The 19,267-nt window shown below is 56.8% G+C and carries 15 protein-coding genes; 13 read left to right on the top strand and 2 right to left on the bottom strand.

The features are described from left to right. Positions 1-30: 30 nt before the first annotated feature. Entirely contained in the window at positions 31-258 is a 228-nt protein-coding gene (locus LJD29_RS06325; protein WP_446744908.1) for a hypothetical protein, read from the bottom strand. Here LJD29_RS06325 and LJD29_RS06320 point away from each other — a divergent pair. From LJD29_RS06320 to LJD29_RS06280, 9 genes are all read left to right on the top strand, one after another. Beyond that, the gene (locus tag LJD29_RS06320; RefSeq protein WP_446744907.1) at positions 245-3,775 is read left to right on the top strand and encodes a TonB-dependent receptor; all 3,531 of its coding nucleotides are present in this window, start codon (positions 245-247) and stop codon (positions 3,773-3,775) included. The two genes, LJD29_RS06325 and LJD29_RS06320, sit on opposite strands and share 14 nt — an antisense overlap. 58 nt (positions 3,776-3,833) lie before the next feature. Beyond that, a complete protein-coding gene (locus LJD29_RS06315; protein WP_446744906.1) occupies positions 3,834-4,610 on the top strand; it encodes a c-type cytochrome in 777 nt (258 codons plus the stop codon). Positions 4,611-4,623: 13 nt separating this feature from the next. After that, entirely contained in the window at positions 4,624-5,592 is a 969-nt protein-coding gene (locus LJD29_RS06310; protein ID WP_446744905.1) for an SMP-30/gluconolactonase/LRE family protein, read from the top strand. After that, positions 5,585-6,961 (top strand): hypothetical protein, encoded by a 1,377-nt coding sequence (locus tag LJD29_RS06305; protein WP_446744904.1) that lies wholly within the window; start codon positions 5,585-5,587, stop codon positions 6,959-6,961. The genes LJD29_RS06310 and LJD29_RS06305 overlap by 8 nt, the downstream gene beginning before the upstream one ends. 35 nt (positions 6,962-6,996) lie before the next feature. Then, positions 6,997-8,577: an outer membrane protein assembly factor BamB family protein gene (locus LJD29_RS06300; RefSeq protein WP_446744903.1), complete on the top strand. Its 1,581-nt coding sequence runs from the start codon at positions 6,997-6,999 to the stop codon at positions 8,575-8,577. 11 nt (positions 8,578-8,588) lie between these two features. Then, on the top strand, positions 8,589-9,941 hold the full coding sequence (locus tag LJD29_RS06295) for a multicopper oxidase family protein (RefSeq protein WP_446744902.1): 1,353 nt from the start codon (positions 8,589-8,591) through the stop codon (positions 9,939-9,941). Positions 9,942-10,057: 116 nt separating this feature from the next. Continuing rightward, positions 10,058-11,815 (top strand): multicopper oxidase family protein, encoded by a 1,758-nt coding sequence (locus LJD29_RS06290; protein WP_446744901.1) that lies wholly within the window; start codon positions 10,058-10,060, stop codon positions 11,813-11,815. Between the two features lie 144 nt (positions 11,816-11,959). Then, entirely contained in the window at positions 11,960-14,035 is a 2,076-nt protein-coding gene (locus LJD29_RS06285; protein WP_446744900.1) for an alkaline phosphatase family protein, read from the top strand. A gap of 223 nt (positions 14,036-14,258) precedes the next feature. Then, a complete protein-coding gene (locus tag LJD29_RS06280) occupies positions 14,259-14,738 on the top strand; it encodes a ferritin-like domain-containing protein (protein ID WP_446744899.1) in 480 nt (159 codons plus the stop codon). A gap of 4 nt (positions 14,739-14,742) precedes the next feature. On the opposite strand, the gene LJD29_RS06275 is transcribed toward LJD29_RS06280, so the two are convergent. Further along, positions 14,743-15,300: a hypothetical protein gene (locus LJD29_RS06275; RefSeq protein ID WP_446744898.1), complete on the bottom strand. Its 558-nt coding sequence runs from the start codon at positions 15,298-15,300 to the stop codon at positions 14,743-14,745. A 419-nt stretch (positions 15,301-15,719) separates the two neighbouring features. Here LJD29_RS06275 and trpC point away from each other — a divergent pair, with 419 nt between their 5' ends. From trpC to trpA, 4 genes are read left to right on the top strand one after another with little or no spacing between them, the layout of a single operon-like run. Continuing rightward, positions 15,720-16,514: an indole-3-glycerol phosphate synthase TrpC gene (gene trpC / locus LJD29_RS06270; protein ID WP_446744897.1), complete on the top strand. Its 795-nt coding sequence runs from the start codon at positions 15,720-15,722 to the stop codon at positions 16,512-16,514. A gap of 2 nt (positions 16,515-16,516) precedes the next feature. Next, on the top strand, positions 16,517-17,206 hold the full coding sequence (locus LJD29_RS06265) for a phosphoribosylanthranilate isomerase (RefSeq protein ID WP_446744896.1): 690 nt from the start codon (positions 16,517-16,519) through the stop codon (positions 17,204-17,206). 34 nt (positions 17,207-17,240) lie between these two features. Next, positions 17,241-18,452, top strand: a complete 1,212-nt coding sequence (trpB, locus tag LJD29_RS06260) for a tryptophan synthase subunit beta (RefSeq protein WP_446744895.1) — start codon at positions 17,241-17,243, stop codon at positions 18,450-18,452. Between the two features lie 8 nt (positions 18,453-18,460). Then, positions 18,461-19,240 carry a tryptophan synthase subunit alpha gene (gene trpA, locus LJD29_RS06255; RefSeq protein WP_446744894.1) on the top strand — a complete coding sequence of 260 codons (780 nt, stop codon included), beginning with the start codon at positions 18,461-18,463 and terminating at the stop codon, positions 19,238-19,240. The last annotated feature ends 27 nt before the right edge of the window (positions 19,241-19,267 follow it).

The raw sequence follows: 19,267 nt of genomic DNA, 5'->3' as shown, positions 1-19,267 counted from the left end.
CGCCTTCCCTGATTATGCTTTCACTCGGCGTTAATGTTCCCGGACAATTTTGAAAAGTTCATAGCGCCAGGTGTGCGTCCATTTATTCAATCGTTTTAAGGTCGAGGTTTTTGAAAGTATTTGTTCGAGGCTGAACATCCATTCAAAGGCTTCGGGACCCGCTTCACGGTTTTGCATTTTGTAGTCGCTTTTCGATGCAGCAGACGAGATTGCTTGTTTGGTTTGTTTTTGAGGAGAGGCCTGAATGATTTTGCGCAAGCTCTTGCGGATTGTTTTCCCTGTACTGCTGATTCTCAGCGTTCCTTGTGCGTTTGCGGATATCACCGGTGTGATCTCCGGACTGATCACCGACCCAAGTGGCGCTGCCATTCCGGGTGTGACTGTGACGGCGACTAACCAGCAGACCGGTGTCGCGGTCAGCACCGTGTCGGATGGTAAGGGCTTCTACAGCTTTCCTGTGCTGCCGGTAGGTATTTATACGGTCAAGACTGCGCAGTCTTCCTTCCGCGAATTCTCCGAGGAAAATATTCGCATCGATGCCAACTCGTCGGTGCGCGTCGATGTCGCGCTGAAGGTCGGTTCGGTTACAGAAACGGAGCACGTCGAAGCCGATGCGCTGCAGGTAGAAACTGCCAACACGCAGCTGGGCGAAGTGATCCAGTCGACAAAGATCGAAGCTGTGCCGCTGAATGGCCGTTCCTTTACAGATCTGCTGCAGCTTCAGCCGGGCGTTTCGCCGTACAAGAATGTCTCTGAAGGCGGAAGCCGCCCGGTTTCCGGTGATTTGAATGCCGGCAACCAGTCAGTCAACGGCGGCCGCGAGGCTTCAAATGGCTTCATGATCAACGGTGCGGATGCGAACGAAGGTGTAGAAAACGGCGCTGCGATCGTTCCCAATCTCGACTCGATTGCCGAGTTCCGTATCATCACCAATAACTTCAACGCCGAGTATGGAAACTTCAGCGGTGGCCAGGTGAACGTGGTCACGAAGTCGGGCACCAATAATTTTCATGGCGATGTCTTCGACTTCCTGCGCAACACGGATCTCGATGCCCGCAACTATTTTGCGCAGCAACGTGGCGTATTTATTCAGAATATTTTCGGCGGAGTTCTTGGCGGTCCGGTGAAGAAGGACAAGATCTTTTTCTTCGGCGACTTTCAAGGGACGAAGCAGATACAGGGCCTGACCCAGAATTATCCCGTGCCTTCGGCGGCAAGCCGTTCGGGCAATGTCGCCAGCCTGATCTCGCAGGAATGGCAAAATGGCGCCTCGCCGATTACGGTAAACGGAAATGCCTGGGCGAATGTTCTAAGCCAGCGACTTGGCTACGCCGTCACTCCGGGAGAGCAGTACTTTGCCGATCCGGCTACGGCCAACAGCGGGAACCCTCAGCTTTGTACCTCTAACACGCAATGCGTGTTTCCAAATGGGCAGGTTCCGACAGCTGCCTGGGATACGCCTGCAGCGCACCTCATTCAGTACATACCGCAGCAGAATGTCAGCAATGGCAATTATTCGACTGCGGCATTTTCGCAAACACTCTCCGACTACAAGGGAAGCGGCCGTGTAGACATCAACACGCACATGGGAAGCTTCTTCGGGTACTACTTTGTCGACAGCTTTACGCTCGACAATCCTTATGGCGGAGGCAATACGCCTGGATTCGCGGCAACGACAAAGGGCAAAGCTCAGATGGTCAACCTGGGCTGGACGAAGACCTTCAGCAGCAGCACGGTAAACGACTTTCGCTTTGCCTATCTGCGCGACGTGAATCTGCAGGGCGTGCCGACCGGGTCAGTGGGTACGACGCTTTCATCTTTGGGGTTTGTATCGCCATGGGGACCATCGGGCGGCATTGGAGCCATCAATCCGGCTTATGAGGCGGTTCCCAATGTCAGCTTCAACAGTTTCACGATTGGTGTGCCCGCCGACACGCTCCGTCAGTACAACAACACCTTTCAGTGGATCGATAACTACACGCGCGTGATTGGGTCGCACACTCTGCAGTTTGGAGCCAGCTATCACTATGACCAGATCAACGAGCGCAATTACTACGGTGAGAATGGATCGTTTGGGTTCAATGGCCAGGAATCGCAGGATGATTTCACAGACTTCCTGATCGGCGCCCCAGCCAGCTTTATCCAGGCCAGCCTCCAGATCCTCGATTCACGCAGTCACTACGTGGGCGCATATGCGCAGGACAGCTGGCGTGCGACTCCCAGCCTGACCTTGAACATGGGTCTTCGCTACGAAATCAGCACGCCATGGTATGACACGCAGAACAAGCTCGAAGCGATTGTTCCCGGAGTTCAGTCGGTTCTTTTTCCAGGCGCCCCTAAGGGCTATCTCGTGCCGGGGGATCCGGGTGTGCCGAGAACGCTGGCACCTATTCGCTGGAACAACGTCGCTCCCCGCTTTGGCTTCGCCTTTACGCCGCAGACCTCCGGCTGGACAGAACGGATCTTTGGCGCACCGGGCAAGACAAGCGTTCGTGGCGGCTACGGCATCTTCTACACCAACATCCAGGATGCGACAGGGTTTGTAGAAGTGGGCGATGCTCCTTACGGATTGTTTTATGCCAGCCCTGTACCGTCGCAGTTCTCAACGCCGTTTATCGATCGCGCTACAGGCAACAGCGAAGGGCAGCGCTTCCCGTTCGTCTTTCCATCGACAAAGGTCTCGGCGAGTAATCCGGACACCAGCTTCAATTGGGCAGGTGTTGAACCGATCTCCGGATCTCTTGCTTTCGACATACACAATACGCTTCCTTATATCGAAAGCTTCTTTCTCAGCTACCAGCGTGAGCTGACTTCGAAAACAGTACTCAGCGTGAACTATGTCGGCAATATCGGACGTAAGCTCATCACGCAGGAAGAGTCGAATCCCGGCGATCCCAATCTCTGTTTGTCACTGAATTCTTCGACCCTGGCTCCAGGACAGACTGCATGCGGTCCTGGCCTTGAAACGAACGTCTACACGCTTGCCGATGGCACTACGGTCGAAGGCACGAGGCCGATTCTTGGCATCAATTTTGCGTCTGACCCTTACATGAAGACCGCAGCCAGTTCGAGTTACAACTCGCTGCAGATCGCGCTGCAGCAGAACAACAAGTATGCCGACCTGCTGATTGGCTACACCTATGGCCGTTCGTTCGATAACTCGTCTGCGCAAGGTGAGTTGACGAACGTATTTAATCCGCTGCTTAGCCGCGGCCTGTCAAGCTTCGACGTAACCCATAACTTCGTCGCCAGCTACAACGTGCCGCTGCCTATCGACGGTTTTCTGCCGCAGAAGGGACTGGTGAAGAAAACGCTGGGCGGATGGGCGGTGTCAGGTATCACCACCTTTGCGACGGGGCTGCCGATTACCATGTCAGAGGGCGATGATCGTTCGCTGACGGGCACAAGCGCCGACCTGCCGAACTATGATCCAACCGGAGGCAAGCTCTATGCCGATAAGAATCCGCGCCACGGCAACCCGTATTTCAACACCAATCTCTTCTCGGTGGAGAATCTGGGCAGCTTCGGCAACTCCAAACGCCGCTTCTTCCACGGACCTGGATTGAACAATACCGATCTGGCCCTGTTGAAGACCTTCGGCTTCACCGACTCAACCAAGCTGGAGTTCCGTGCAGAAGCCTTCAACGTCTTCAATCACGCGCAGTTCAACAACCCTTCGGGCAGCATCGACAACCTTGGGCCCGGCGGCATGGGTTACATCAACTCGGCGAACGATCCGCGCATCATGCAGGTCGCTCTCAAGCTACTCTTCTAAATAAATATCCACGAGCTGCGGACCGGGATGATCCCGGTCCGCAGATTTCTGTCTCAGCATGATGAAGCTTTGTCGTACTAAGCCGGTCTGGTTGCTCGCCGTGATTGCCCTCCTTGCGTTTCAGGCGCGCCTGCTTGCGCAGGAACATGCGGCGAACGGTCCCCAACTCTTTGCTTCTACCTGTGGGGCCTGTCACGGTAGCGATGGCCGCAGTGGGGAGCGCGCTCCGAATATCGCGACACGAAGAGAAGTCGTCTCGTTGAGCGATGCTGACCTCATTCGCATTGTGCAGCGTGGCATTGCGGGAACCGGCATGCCTGCCTTCGGCTATCTTGGGGACGAAAAGATCAAAGCGATCGTTGCGCACCTTCGTACTTTGCAAGGTGTAGGAGCGATGAAGCAGCTGCCGGGCGACCCCGCACAGGGAGAAATGGTCTTCTTCGGAAAGGCAGCATGCGGGAGTTGCCACATGGTGAATGGCCGCGGCGGATTCATTGCGGAAGATCTCAGCGGCTATGGCAGCGGCCACTCGGCGGAGGATCTGCGCGCGAGCATTCTTCATCCCGAGCGGAAGAGGGGCCGCGAAGAATCCGCAGTCGTCGTGCTGATGAAAGATGGCGCCAAGCTCTCCGGGATGATTCGCAACCAGGACAACTTCTCAATCGTTTTGCAGGCGAACGATGGTGGCATTCATCTTGTAAGTAGAAGTAAAGTTCTCCGCACCGAGCCGGACAAAGCACTGATGATGCCAGGCGATTACGAGTCGCGCCTGAGCAACAAGGAACTCGATGATCTTCTCAGCTACCTGCTGAAAACAGGTGCCGACGAGAAATGAGATGAGACACACCATGAAGCAAACAATCGTTGCCGGCCTGGCTTTAGTTTGTGCGCTGGCAGGCACATTTTCGGCATTGGCCCAGGAGGTGAAGGCTCCGCGCAGCTACCGGCTGACGGCCGAGGATGAGGCCTTCTGGAAGTTAATCCCGAGGAATGCCAGCCTCAAGACCATGGGAAGCGGCTTCGGCTTCACTGAAGGCCCTGTGTGGGACAGGGCGGGCTATCTCTGGGTGAGCGATGAAGAGATCAATAAGATCTTTCGTCTCTATCCTGACGGGCACCGTGAAGAGATGATCGCTCTTGGCGATCCGGATGGAAATACTTACGATCGCGAGCACCGCCTGCTCGACTGTGCGAGCGTTCTGCGTGCGATCATTCGCCTCACCCCGGATGGCAGGAGCTACAAGGTACTGGCCGACAGGTATGAGGGCCAGCGCTTCAATAGCCCCAACGACGTGGTGCTCGGACCTGATGGCGCGATTTACTTCACCGATCCGACGCTCGATTTGCCAAAGGGCGAAAAGCAGGAGATTCCATTCCAGGGAGTCTATCGTCTCGACTCTTCAGGAAAGGTCACCCTGCTGACAAAGGAGCTTAGTCAGCCGAACGGACTGGCGTTTACTCCTGACGGCAAGAAGCTGTTCGTCGATGACAGCGATAAGCGCACGATCTGGGTTTATGACTTTCATCCTGACGGAACGGTTTCGAACGGCCGCATCTTTGGCAAAGAAGATGGAGCCGATGGCGAAGGTGTTCCGGATGGAATGCGCTTCGACAGGGCCGGGCACCTCTTTGTGACCGGGCCACGAGGCATCTGGGTTTGGAGCCAGTCGGGAAAGCATCTTGGCACTATTGAATTGCCGGAGCAGCCGGCGAACCTTTCCTGGGGCGGCAAGGATGACTCAACGCTCTACATCACCGCTACAAAGTCGGTCTACATCCTGCCAACTCTGACACACGGGTTTATTCCGTATGAATAATCTTCTCGCATCGGCGAGATGGCGTTGCATGATGCTGGTGGTCGGTCTCGGGCTCGGTTCGACCGCGACGATATGGGGTCAGAAATGCACTGTCGAAGCTGTACAGTACAAGGGCTGGCAGGCGGAGCAGTTAGCGAATCGTTGGGTGAAGCTGACCTTTGTTCCTCAACTCGGAGGCAGGCTGATGCAGGTCGAGTTTGATGGCCATCCCTATCTCTTCGTGAATCCAAGGTTCGCCGGGCAGACAATCTCGTCCGAACAGGCTGCCGGTAAATGGATCAATTACGGTGGCGATAAGATCTGGCCGATGCCCGAGGGCAATGACGACGAGCAGCATTGGGTATTGGAATCGTCGTTGCTTGACGATGGGGCCTATTCATTCAAGACGCTCGAGCAAAGTGCGCACTGCACGGTACTGCTTGAGGGACCTGCGGACCCCGTAACAGGCCTGCAGTACACACGCCAGGTAAGTATTGACGCCGATTCTCCGGCGATACGCTTCCATGCTCTGATGCATAACGCCACGGCGCACACGTTGAAATGGTCGGTGCAATCGGTGTCGCAATACAATCTCGCGAGCGCGGCCAATCCTCAGACATTCAATCGCGACTTCTGGGCCTATACGGAGGAGAATCCATCATCGTCTTACCTCGATCACTTCCATGTTCGCGATGGGTTAGTCAATGATCCGTCCTTCAGTATCGAAGGTGGACTCTTCCGTTTGCATTGGATGAATCTGCAAAACGAAGTGTGGGTCGATTCGCCGGGTGGATGGCTTGCTGTCGTAGATGGTGAGAGCGGATTCGGAATGATTGAGCGTTTTGATTACGACTCGTCAGCAAGCTATCCAGGCAAGGCTACGGTTATCTTCTACAAGAATGGTCCGTCAATCCGAATGAACGATGCAGGCAATCCTGAGATAGCGATTCGGCCACAGTTGCAGATGCCCTATTACATGGAGGCAGAGGTTAACAGTCCTCTGGTGACGCTTAAGCCGGGTGCTAGCGCGGCCTTCGATACGACCTGGTACCCGGTCCATGCCAGTCCGCAGGTGGTTAGAGTTACGGAGGCGGGCTTGACTTCATCCAGTTTGGAGGCGAAAGTCTCTGCGGGTGGAATCCATGTCGATGGAATATTCAGCCCGGTTGCTGAGGGGCACCTTGAGCTTCGTGTGTACGATCATGGCGGCCGTGATACGAAGCGGGTAACACTCGATCAGGTGTCGCCGAAGAGTGTCGCAACAGTGCATGCGGATATTCCCCTGGACTTCAAGCCATCGCGAGTTGCGCTGCACCTGATCGCTTCAGACGGCAGCGACTGGGGCCTGCTTGATGAGGCAAAGGTGCAAGGGGGAGCCGAGGGAAAATGATGAGCGGGTTAAGAACAGGTTTAGCACTCGCGGTCATGATGCTTGCTTCATCGGTTGTGCTCGCACAGTCCAACGCGGCTGAGGGTGTGATGCAGGCGCAACTTGAGAAGAAGGGGATTCACGACAACTGGCTCTCCTACAACGGTGATTACACAGGGCGACGCTTTACCAGCCTTACGCAGATCACTCCACAAAATGTTGGGCAGATGCGCGCGCAGTGGGTCTTTCACAGCCGAAACGCCGGAGTGCTCGAGGTAACTCCTGTTGTCGTTAACGGCGTTATGTACGTGACGGGATCGAACGATGCTTATGCGATTTACGCAAGCACCGGGCAGGTGATATGGCATCACTCCCGGCAGATCACTGAAGGGCTGGTCGATGATGCTTCCGGGCATATCAACCGCGGCGTTGCCGTGCTCGGAAACCGGCTCTACATGGAGACGGATAATGCGCATCTCGTTTGCCTCGATGCGCGATCCGGAAACCTGTTGTGGGATGTGGCATACGCCACGGGCAACAGGAACTACGGCGCCACCAGCGCGCCCCTGGTGGTGAAGGACAAAGTTATCGTCGGCACTTCGGGTGGAGACGACGGTGTTCGCGGTTTCGTTGCGGCTTTCAATGCCGAGACAGGCAAGGAGGAGTGGCGGTTCTGGACGATCCCCGCGCCGGGTGAATTTGGATCGTCCAGTTGGCCGGGCGACCTGTATATGCATGGCGGCGGCACAACCTGGATGCCCGGTACATTCGACCCGGAACTCAATACCATCTATTGGGGAACGAGCAACCCTTCACCGGATTTTGAAGGTACAGTCAGGCCGGGTGACGATCTCTATACGAATTGCGTGCTCGCGATCGATCCCGATACCGGCAAGCTGAAATGGTACTTCCAGTTCACGCCGCACGACCTCGCCGACTACGATGCGGTGGAAACGCCGGTGCTGGTGGACTCAGTTTACGAGGGCAAGCCGCGTAAGCTTATCCTCCAGGCAAATCGTAACGGTTTCGTTTACGTTCTCGACCGCACGAATGGAAAATTTCTTTCTGCACGACAGTTCTCGCTGAAGCAGAACTGGGCAAAGGGAATCGACGAGAACGGGCGTCCGATTCTCACCGGCCTCATTCCCGATGAAAAAGGTGCGCGCATCTGCCCTGGCTACGCGGGCGCTACGAACTGGTTTTCGCCGACCTACAGTGAAGCGACACGTCTCTTCTATTTCATGTCGCTCGATGACTGCAATGTGTACTCGGCAAAAGTGGAGAAGTTTGAAGAAGGGCGGGAGTATTACTCAACTGGGGTAAAGCATCCGCAGGATGAAGTGAAGCAGAAGGTGCTGATCGCTTATAACCCAGTCACCAATCACTTCGAGTGGAGAAATGCGCAGGTAGGCGAGGGCCACTCCTTTGCCGGTGTTATGTCTACAGCGAGCGGGCTGGTGCTCTTTGGTAATGATGCAAACTCTTTCGAGGCGGTCGATGGAGCTACGGGAAAGTCGCTGTGGCATTTCAACATGGGCCAGCCGCCGCACGCTTCACCGATGAGCTACGCGGTGGATGGAAAGCAGTATTTCGCCATCGCCGCCGGTAGCGACATCTTCGCCTTTGCCTTGCCATGAGAGATCGCCTGATGAATCATTCGATCAATCGCCGCCAGTTCCTGACGATCGCGGGCGCTGCCGCCACCCATGGTGCTCTTCGTGCAGCCCAAGTCCAGCGGAAGACCGCTGACCACACCTTGCGTATCGAGCCGATTCATCTTGAGCTCGCACCTGGCATTCATGTGCCGACGATGAGCTACAACGGCCAGGTCCCCGGACCAATCCTTCGCCTGCGTGAAGGTGTTCCGGTCAGTATCGACGTAATCAATCAATCGCCGGTTCCGGAGCTGGTGCATTGGCATGGCCTGCATATTGATTCGATCAACGACGGTGCGATGGAAGAGGGATCGCCGATGATCGCGCCGCAGGAGCGCGTCACTTACCGGTTTACGCCAAATCCCTCCGGCACTCGCTGGTATCACACGCATACGGAAGCTCGTGACAATCTCTCGCGTGCGACTTACACCGGGCAGTTCGGGTTCTTGTATGTCGAGCCGAAGTATGACAGCGGAAGTTACGACCAGGAGATCTTTTTAAGCATTCATCACTGGGGGCCGTCGCTGGTACCGATGGGGCCGCCGATGAATGCGCTGGACGTCCACTATAAATACGCTTCGTTCGATGGGAGGCTCATGTCAGCGTCCGAGCCGATCCGTGTGCGGCAGGGGCAGCGTGTCCTCTTTCGCCTGCTGAATGCGAGTGCGACAGAGGCGGTTACGCTCGCACTGCCAGGGCATCGATTCACGGTGATCGCAATGGATGGCAACAGGGTTCCGCAGCCCCGATCCGTGGAGACCATCACGATGGCGGTTGCCGAGAGGCTGGACGTTATCGTGGAGATGCAATCTCCGGGTGTGTGGGTCCTGGGTTCCGCAAGCAGCGACGACCGGGCCAAGGGGCTGGGGCGCGTCGTGGAATACGCGGGAGCGAGCGGCACGCCTGTGTGGGTGGATCCAAAAGCGACGGACTGGAGCTATCTCGACTTTGCGAATGCCTTCAGTGATTCTCTACCGGCGGAGGAGATTCCGATGGTCTTCGCACCCGTGGCTACCGCTGCTGATAAGTTACAGAGCTGGACGGTCAACGGAAAATCTTATCCCGATACTCCGGCATTGAAGGTTCAGCAGGGCCGGCGCTACCGGCTTGTATTCACGAACGCAAGCGGTGAGTTTCACCCTCTGCATCTGCACCGGCATAGCTTTGAGATCGTCAGCATCGCCGGGAAACTGTGCTCCGGTCTGATGAAGGATGTGGTCAACATCCCTCCTTACAGCTCCATGAAGGTTGATTTCGTTGCCGACAATCCCGGTAAGACACTTTTTCATTGCCATCAGCAGTTACACATGGACTATGGCTTCATGCAGTTGATCGATTATGTTTAGCGAACGCTTCACCCGCCCGTATCCACTTGTCCCGCGAGGAGAAGAAAGATTTTGATTCATCTGCCGTTAACACCATCCAGTGGCGAGTATTGGAAGAATGCTCGGGTGGAGATTTCATGCGGTTGCAGCCTCTTTCCCCCATCCTGCTGACAATTCTTTTCACTTCGCTTTCCTTTGCGCATGCCCATGGCGAAGAAGCGTGTCCTCGCCCGGCAGTTGGCAGTGAGGTGCAGGAGCCTGCTGACCTGCGAAGCGTCAACGGTGTATTGAATGTGCAGTTGACTGTGACGAATTCCGCGCAGCCGGATGGCTCTGTCCGTTATTGCTATACGGATGAGCACGGGCACGAATCTCCAAACCTGCGTGTGCATCCCGGTGACACCGTGGTGATTCATCTGAAGAACGAGCAAAGCGATCTTCGCCACGAGATGGACAAAGGGATGCACATGCATCATGCGGGTGCATCTTCGCCCCCCTGTGCTTCCGGCATCATGAGCCCGGTGTCCACGAATCTTCATTTCCACGGGTTGACGGTTCCGCCGGTCTGCCATCAGGACGATGTATTGAAAACATCGATCCAGCCTGGCGATAAGGCATTTGAATATCGCTTTCGCATTCCGGAGGATGAAGCTCCTGGCTTGTACTGGTACCATCCGCACATTCATGGCTTTAGCAAGGAGCAACTGCTGGGTGGTGCGTCGGGTGCGCTGATCGTGGAAGGCATCGAGGACACACGTCGCGAGGTGGCTGGATTGCCGGAGAGAGTTTTCGTCATTCGCGATCAGGATCTTATGAATCCAAAGGCTCCGCCCGCAAAGTCTGAGCCGGTTGTGCCGAAGTTCATGATTGATCGCGATGGAGATGCGGCGAACACTGGCACGGGATTCGGCATGCCGGCGAAGGATCTCTCGATCAACTACGTCCCTGTGCCGTACCCGGACTATCCTCCAGCCACGATCCGCGTGAAGCCTGGCGAGAAGCAGCTATGGCGAGTTCTGAATGCTTCGGCGCTGACTTACCTGAACATCGAGGTGTTGATCAATCGCGTGCCGCAGCCACTGGGATTGATTGCCATGGACGGAGTGCCGCTGCGTGGCGGTGTGGACTGGCAGAATCACTTTGGTGTTCCGCCGGGAGCGCGCGTCGAGTTTGTTGTGCAGGGACCGCCGGCGGGCACAACCGGTTTACTCGTTACAAAGAGTGTCGATACAGGACCGGGTGGCGAGAACGATCCAAACAGGATGCTTGCACAGATCGTTCCTGAAGCGAATGCGCCTGAACCGGTCTCTCATTTGCAGGAATCGCCCGGGCCCCCGTCTGCCGATGCGCGTCCTTGGCTGGGAGATGTGCAGCCGGTGCGAGAGAGACACCTCTACTTCTCGGAGAAGCTTGCCGATCCGAACGATCCTACAAGTGCTGTGGAGTTTTACCTGACGGTGGATGGCCAGACTCCGAAGATGTTCGATATGAACGACCCCGACCCTAACATCGTCGCGCAGCAGGGAACGGTTGAAGACTGGATTATCGAGAATCGCACAAACGAGCTTCATGCCTTTCATATTCACCAGCTGCATTTCCTGCTGCTGGACTACAACGGCCGGGCTGTGTCGGAAGACTTCCTGCGCGATACGGTGAATGTTCCGTACTCCTCCGGACGATTGCTTACCTATCCGAGCGTCCGGGTCAGGATGGACTTTCGCGATCCCAATAGCGTCGGGACGTTCCCGTACCACTGTCATCTGCTCGAGCACGAGGATAAAGGCATGATGGGTACGATACAGGTGCTTCCTGGGGCCACGGCAAAACAAAATATTGTCGTAGAAAAGTCTTGCCTGCAGTGTAAGAAAGATACTATCTCCGCAAACAACAAGTAATTACTTCCTGCTTACGCCACCCATGCGGGGAAGCCCAGATTCACTGTATCTATTCATCGCTCATTCACGAAAAAAATATGAGCCAGCAATGATCGGGGACTTATGCTTCCTCGCGTTGAGACACAAGGCTCAACAGGAGGAAGTATGACCACACAGCAGTTCGCATCCACAGCCATGCGGACGGTGCGCACGGGGCTTCTATCCGCTGCGATCTTTCAGTTGGCCATCGGCAATGCAGTTGCCGCTAATCTGACGCAAGGCCCATCCCGCGATAATTCGACCGCCACCCCCATCAAGCATGTGATCGTTATCGTCGGTGAAAACCGCAGCTTCGATCACGTGTTTGCAACTTATGTTCCCACCAGAAAGGGCGAAACTGTCTGGAACCTGCTTTCCGAGGGCATCGTGAAAGCCGACGGTACGCCCGGCCCCAACTTCTCGAAGGCCGAGCAGAGCGCCGCTTATGACGAAGCGCCGGATGCGTTCGAGTTGAGCCCGGCGAAAACTACGTTCCAGGGATCTGTCCTGCCTGCTCCTCTCGTTGGCGGTCCGAAGGATTCGTATGTAAAGGGCGACAGCGTTACGCTGGCCACACAGTCGGAAAATGGTCTTCCCGGCGACTACTACTCCTCGCTGGTGAGCGGTGGTACGGGGCAGACCTCTGAAACTCCGGACGCCCGCATCAGCAATGTGAACAGCCTGCCTCCTGGCCCCTTCCAGCTGACCAACGGCAAGACTTTTACCTACAACTCCTACGCCGCCAGCCCTGTGCACCGCTTCTACCAGATGTGGCAGCAGATGGACTGCAGCGCGGATAAAGCGACGGCAAAGAATCCCTCGGGTTGCGATGCCGGTCTCTTTCCCTGGGTTGAAACCACGGTAGGCGCTGGCACGAACGGCGTTGCACAGCCTGCCAATTTCAGCACCGAGTATTCGCCGAACTCTGTCACTACCGGTGAAGGCTCGACCGCGATGGGCTTCTACAACGTGCAGCAGGGCGACGTGCCTTACTTCAAGCAGCTTGCTGACCAATATGCGATGAGCGACAACTTCCACCAGTCGGTCGACGGCGGAACGGGTGCGAATCACATTATGCTCGGTCACGGTGACATGATTTACTTCACCGACGGCAAGGGCAATGCCGCTACTCCGCCGCACAACCAGGAAGTGGCCAGCGGCACGGCCAATGCTGGTGTTGTCGACGAAATCGAGAATCCGAACCCGGCCAAGGGTACCAACAACTGGTACATGGAAGATGGCTACGGCGGTGGTTCTTATGGTTCGCCCTCTTACGGCGGCGGTTCCTACACGGACTGCTCAGACCAGACTCAGCCGGGTGTCAAGGCGATTACCACTTACCTGAAGTCGCTGGCCACGCCGATCAATCCTCGCTGCGAAGCCGGTCACTACTACCTGCTGAACAACTACAACCCGGGCTACTTCGGCAACGGCAACAACGCCTACACCGACAAGAACCCGAACAACACGGTTTTCGTCATTCCGCCTTCGCCGGTTAAGAGCATCGGCGATAAGCTGCTCGAGAACAACATCTCGTGGAAGTACTACGGAGACCAGTGGTACAACTACATCGACGATCCTTATCAGCTGAACTTCAGCGCTATCGGCAATAAGACCGACGAGTATTGCACCATCTGCAATCCCTTCCAGTACGACACCTCGATCATGGCGAACCCCGCTATTCGCGCGGCTCACATCCAGGACACGACCGATCTTTACCGCGACATCGCAAACAACACGCTGCCTGCTGTCTCGATCGTCAAGCCCAGCGGCCTGGTTGATGGTCACCCGTCCTCATCCAAGCTCGATCTCTTCGAAGGCTTTGCTCAGAAGATCATCACTGACGTGCAGCGCAACCCTGATCTGTGGAAGAGCACTGCCATCATCATCACCTTCGATGAAGGCGGCGGCTACTATGACTCGGGCTACGTACAGCCGCTCGATTACTTCGGCGACGGTACGCGCATTCCGCTGATCATCGTCTCTCCCTACACCGTGGGCGGCCACATTTCGCACGAGTACACCGACCACGTTTCGATTCTCAAGTTCATCGAGCGCAATTGGGGATTGACGCCAGTGACGGCTCGCAGCCGTGACAACTTCCCCAATCCCACTGTTAATGCGGATAATCCGTATGTTCCGACCAACAGCCCTGCTATTGGAGACCTCTTCAGCCTCCTCGACTTTAGTGGCGGCAAATAGCATTCACCTTCTGACTGACTATGCCGGGGCGGATTCTTCGCCCCGGCTTTTTATTTCACCGGTAACTACACGGCAGGCAGCGCTGGTTCGCATTGTCGGCTTACAGACATAAGAGCTTTCTGCAGCTCCGAGGCGAGTCACGGCAAACTACAGGGCATCTCAACCTGGGAACGTGGAAAGAAAAATCTCCCAAGTCAAAGGTGTTACCGTGAGCGAAGAGACATTGGAAAAGCTTTTAGTCGACGAATTGAAAGATCTCTATTCCGCTGAAAACCAGATCACAAAGGCGTTGCCCAAGCTGGTGAAAGCCGCAACTTCGCCGGAGTTGAAGAAGGCCTTCGAGAGCCATCTCGAGGAAACAAAGGGGCAGATCGAGCGCCTTGAAAAGATCTTCGAAATTCTTGAGAAAAGCCCTAAGGGCAAGACATGCAACGGCATGAAGGGCGTGCTTGAAGAAGGCTCGGAAGTCATGGAGGACTACGAGAACCCGCAGGTACGTGATGCTGCACTGATTACAGCGGCGCAACGAGTCGAGCATTATGAGATGGCCGGGTATGGCGGTGTCCGGACGTACGCCGAGCTGCTCGGTCAGACTGAGATCGCCAGGTTGCTGCAGGAAACGCTCGAAGAAGAGAAGGCCGCGGACGAAAAGCTGAACAGCATTTCCAGGCGGGTCAACTCGGAAGCGATGAAGGCAGCTTAGGCCGCTAAGCGGCGACCTCGTATTCCTCTTCTTCTGCGATAGCAGCCACGGCAGCCGGCTTTCCGATGATGCGTTGCAGGGGATCCCATACGAAGGTCGCCGCCAGCCGCGGCATCTGCTTCATATCGTCCCAGAAGGGCCTACCTTCGGCGCCGATAATCATCGCGCCATTCTGCATCACGTGCCAATGGAACATGGCTGAAATCAGCGTTGCAACGAGCGCGCCGATACCGAGAGCACGCATGTTTCCCCGGTCAAGCCAGAGATGAAGTGCCGAGTCCGCTGCAAGCGACCCGAGGGGAATGGCGAGTACCGTGACCGTCCACGCCAGCTTTCTCCATGGAATACCCATAGCCTGCTGTTGCCACGCCGAGAAAACTCCCGCAGTCAGCAGCACATAGGCTGCTTCCACCATCCCGAAATGTTCACGCGCGTTGAGCGGCGCATGCCATAGCGCGGCCATGCACGCACCGGCGCGAAAGATGGCCGTGACCAGGGCTGCTTTCCAGTGCCAGTGGGTCAGCGGAAAGAGTAGGGTGTCGAGGCGGCGTGAGGTTCTCATGCTGTGGTTATTAGGCCGCAGCTGTGATCGAAAGTGATGAATCTGTGATTACATTTCAAGAAATAAATTGCATAAGGACCAGCGATGTACCTCAATTCATGAGGGCTATCCCAGGCCCGGTTAGCAACCCGCCTGGTAGGGCGGCAATCCTACCAGTAACGGAGGATTCACGATGATTGCTTTACACAATGGACAGTGCGGCCTTTGCTCCCATTTCGGAGAAGAAAAGGGATCGTCGGATCAGGTACTCGTTAGCATCCACACCAGCAAGACCGCACCGCCGGAGCTGCTGGATAACTGTGGTCATCCCAAGCACTCAGGATTGCATTTGAAAGTTACTCCGATGAGTGGCTGCGACGGCTTCACACCGGCCGGCCAGGCCTGAACGCAACCCGATATACTGGTTCCAGGAGCTTTTCGTGCATCTGGAACGCATTTTGGAGACGACCCGGGCGGCAGTCGCGCAGCGTAAGCAGCATGCCGACTACGGTGAGCTGGAACGGATGGCCGCCCGTCATCTCCCACGCGGTTTCGCCCGCAGCCTGTCGGAACAGGCGAAAAGCGGCCCGGCGATTATCGCCGAGCTGAAGAAAGCCTCTCCATCTAAAGGGCTTATCCGCTCTGAGTTCGACCCCGAGATCCTGGCGAAGCTGCTCAGAGATGCTGGCGCTACCACGCTGTCAGTCCTCACCGACGAGCCTTACTTCCAGGGCAGCCTGCGCAATCTGGAGATCGCGTCTGAAGTATCGGGCATACCTTGCCTTCGCAAGGATTTCATTGTCGATGAATTCCAGATCCTCGAAGCACGGGCGCACTCCGCGGACGCGATTCTTCTGATCGTCGCGGCCCTGGATGACACGGAGTTGCGCGCTTTCACCGATGCTGCGCACCGTCATGAGCTGGACGTCCTATGCGAAGTTCACACAGCGGAAGAGCTAGAGCGCGCCAGAGATCTTGGCTGCGACGCTTACGGCGTCAATAATCGCAACCTCAGCACCTTCGAGGTCAGCCTCCAAACCTCATTCGACCTGGTAGACCGCATGCCTGCCACGGCTGTAAAGGTTGCAGAGAGCGGCATCCATACGCCTGAGCATATTGAGACTCTTCGCGAGGCGGGTTTCGATGCTTTCCTGATTGGGGAATCCCTGATGCGGCAACCGGATCCCGGTGCAGCGCTGCGGACGCTTCTCGCTACGACTGCGGAGCGGGTGTAGCCGTGTGGGTCAAGATCTGCGGGAATACAAACCTCGCTGACGCGCAGTTGGCGCTCGATGCGGGTGCGGATGCGCTGGGGTTTGTTTTCGCGGAGAGCAAGCGGCAGGTAAATGCCCTACAGGTCCGGGCGATTCTTCAGGGCCTGAGCAGGCCGGTTGAGACGATCGGTGTATTTGCGAATTTCAGCTTCGACGAGATCGTGAAAGCGGTCGAGGAGAGCGGCGTCACCGGCATCCAGTTGCATAGCGGAGGAGATCCGGCGCTGGCATCGCGCCTCCAGGCTCACTTTGCCGGCCGCCTTGGTTGGGAAAATCTGCGGCTGATCCAGGTGGTGCACTTCGGCAGCGATCTGAAGACCCAGGTAGAAGCAGCAGCCGATCCGGCGATCGATGCCGTGCTGGTCGATTCCCGTGTCGGGAAGCTGCTGGGTGGAACCGGTGTCACCTTTAACTGGCGGGAGGCGCAGAGCGGTTTCCGGTCAGGATCTGGTTTGCGGTTGGTGGCTGCGGGCGGATTGAATCCCGAGAACGTCGCGGAGGCGATCGAAACGCTGCATCCGTGGGGCGTCGATGTTGTGACCGGTGTCGAAGAATCACCCGGCCGGAAAAGCCCAGAAAAGATCAGAGCATTCGTCGAGAATGCGCGCAGCGCAGCACACCGGATGGAAATAGCGGAACGAGTGGAAGCTTAGATATTCTCCGCAGTGCAACAATAAGGATTGAGACATGGCTACGATGACCGAATCTCCTGAAAAAGCGGCAGTTGGGCGCTTTGGCGCCTACGGTGGCCGTTATGTGCCGGAAACTCTTATGGCGGCACTCGAAGAACTGGAAGCCGCGTACGCGAAGGCGCAGGCCGACCCCGAATTCCAGGCGCAGGTGGATGCGCTTCTCCGCGATTATGTGGGGCGTCCGACGCCCCTTTATCATGCGAAGCGCCTATCGGAGTCGCTCGGCGGAGCGAAGATCTACCTGAAGCGTGAAGATCTGCTCCACACTGGCGCGCACAAGATCAACAACTGCATCGGCCAGGGCCTGCTGGCTCAGCGCATGGGCAAGCGGCGCATCATTGCCGAAACCGGCGCCGGACAGCACGGCGTGGCGACGGCTACGGTCTGCGCCCTGCTGGGCATGGAATGCGTCGTCTACATGGGCGAAGAGGACATGCGCCGCCAGGAGCTCAACGTCCTGCGCATGCGCCTGCTCGGCGCCGAGGTTCGCGGCGTCAGCTCGGGATCGAAGACCCTCAAGGATGCCATCAACGAGGCGATGCGCGACTGGGTCACGAACGTCCGCACTACGCACTACCTGCTCGGCAGCGTACTTGGCGCGCATCCTTATCCGATAATGGTTCGCGACTTCCAGCGTGTGATCAGCCGTGAAGCCCGCAAGCAGATCCTCGACCAGGAAGGCCGTCTGCCGAATGCGATCGTCGCCTGCGTTGGTGGCGGATCGAACGCTATCGGCGCTTTTTACGAGTTCATTCCCGATGCGAACGTCCGCCTCATCGGCGTGGAAGCCGGCGGTCGTGGCATGGGCCTTGGTGAGCATGCGGCCCGTTTCCAGGGAGGCGTTCCGGGAGTACTGCAGGGCACCTATTCCTACGTTCTGCAGGACGAAGACGGACAGATCTGCCTCACTCATTCCGTCTCCGCCGGGCTGGATTACGCCTCGGTCGGGCCGGAGCACGCGGCATTGCACGATTCCGGACGGGCCGAATATGTATCTGCGACAGATAAGTCTGCGCTCGATGCGACCGTGACGCTGGCCAGGACGGAAGGTATTCTGCCTGCACTGGAAAGCGCCCATGCCATTGCTGAGGCAATTCGGATTGCCCCCACGATGGATCGCCATGACATACTAGTAGTCAACTTATCTGGCCGTGGCGACAAGGATATGGGTATCCTGTCGCGTGAGCTGAATCTCAAGGGAGCGTAAGTCGTTCGATGCCGATCCGTTTTGCCGGCAAGCCAGGTCTGGTAGCGTACCTCACCGCTGGTGACCCCGACCTACCTACTACGCGCGAAATCGCCATCGCCGCAATTGACGCGGGCGCGGATGTGATTGAGCTGGGCGTTCCATTCAGCGATCCGCTGGCCGATGGTCCCGTTATTCAGCGTGCCAGCGAGCGGGCTGTAAAGGGCGGAACGAAGCTGAGCGACGTTCTCTCCCTGGCTGCGCTACTGCGCGCAGAGCGTCCGCAGGCCGGACTGGTCATCTTCAGCTACTACAATCCGATTCTGCGTTACGGCCTGGAGCGCTTCTGCTCGGCTGCGCAGCAGGCAGGTGTAGACGGCGTGCTGGTGACGGACATGATCGTCGAGGAAGCAGACGAGTATCTCGAAATGCTGCGCCGCTACGAACTGGCGCCCATCTTCCTCGCAGCTCCCACCAGTCCGGATGAGCGTCTGAAGCAGATTGCCGCGGTATCGGGCGGATTCGTCTACGCTATCTCCCGCGTAGGCATCACTGGAACGCAGAGCGCCCTTGCCTCGGATGCAAGCCAGCTCGTCGAACGTCTCCGCCGTTACACCGATCTGCCCATCGCGGTGGGTTTTGGCGTTTCGAACGCCGACCATTTTGCCGCGGTAGGTGAGTTCGCGGATGCTGCGGTCATCGGCAGCGCTATCGTGGCGATCATCGAGAGGTCTGAGCCGCAGGAAGCACCCAGCTCCATCGCGCGATTTATCAAGGGCCTGCGCCAACCGGCTTTGCAGGCCCGCTAAATTCCACGGCTCATCGACGGAAACTAT

This window comes from Silvibacterium acidisoli, assembly GCA_022870745.1.
Taxonomy (GTDB): domain Bacteria; phylum Acidobacteriota; class Terriglobia; order Terriglobales; family Acidobacteriaceae; genus Silvibacterium.
Note: the sequence above shows the minus strand (reverse complement) of the source record. Positions and strands in the feature narration are given on the sequence as shown.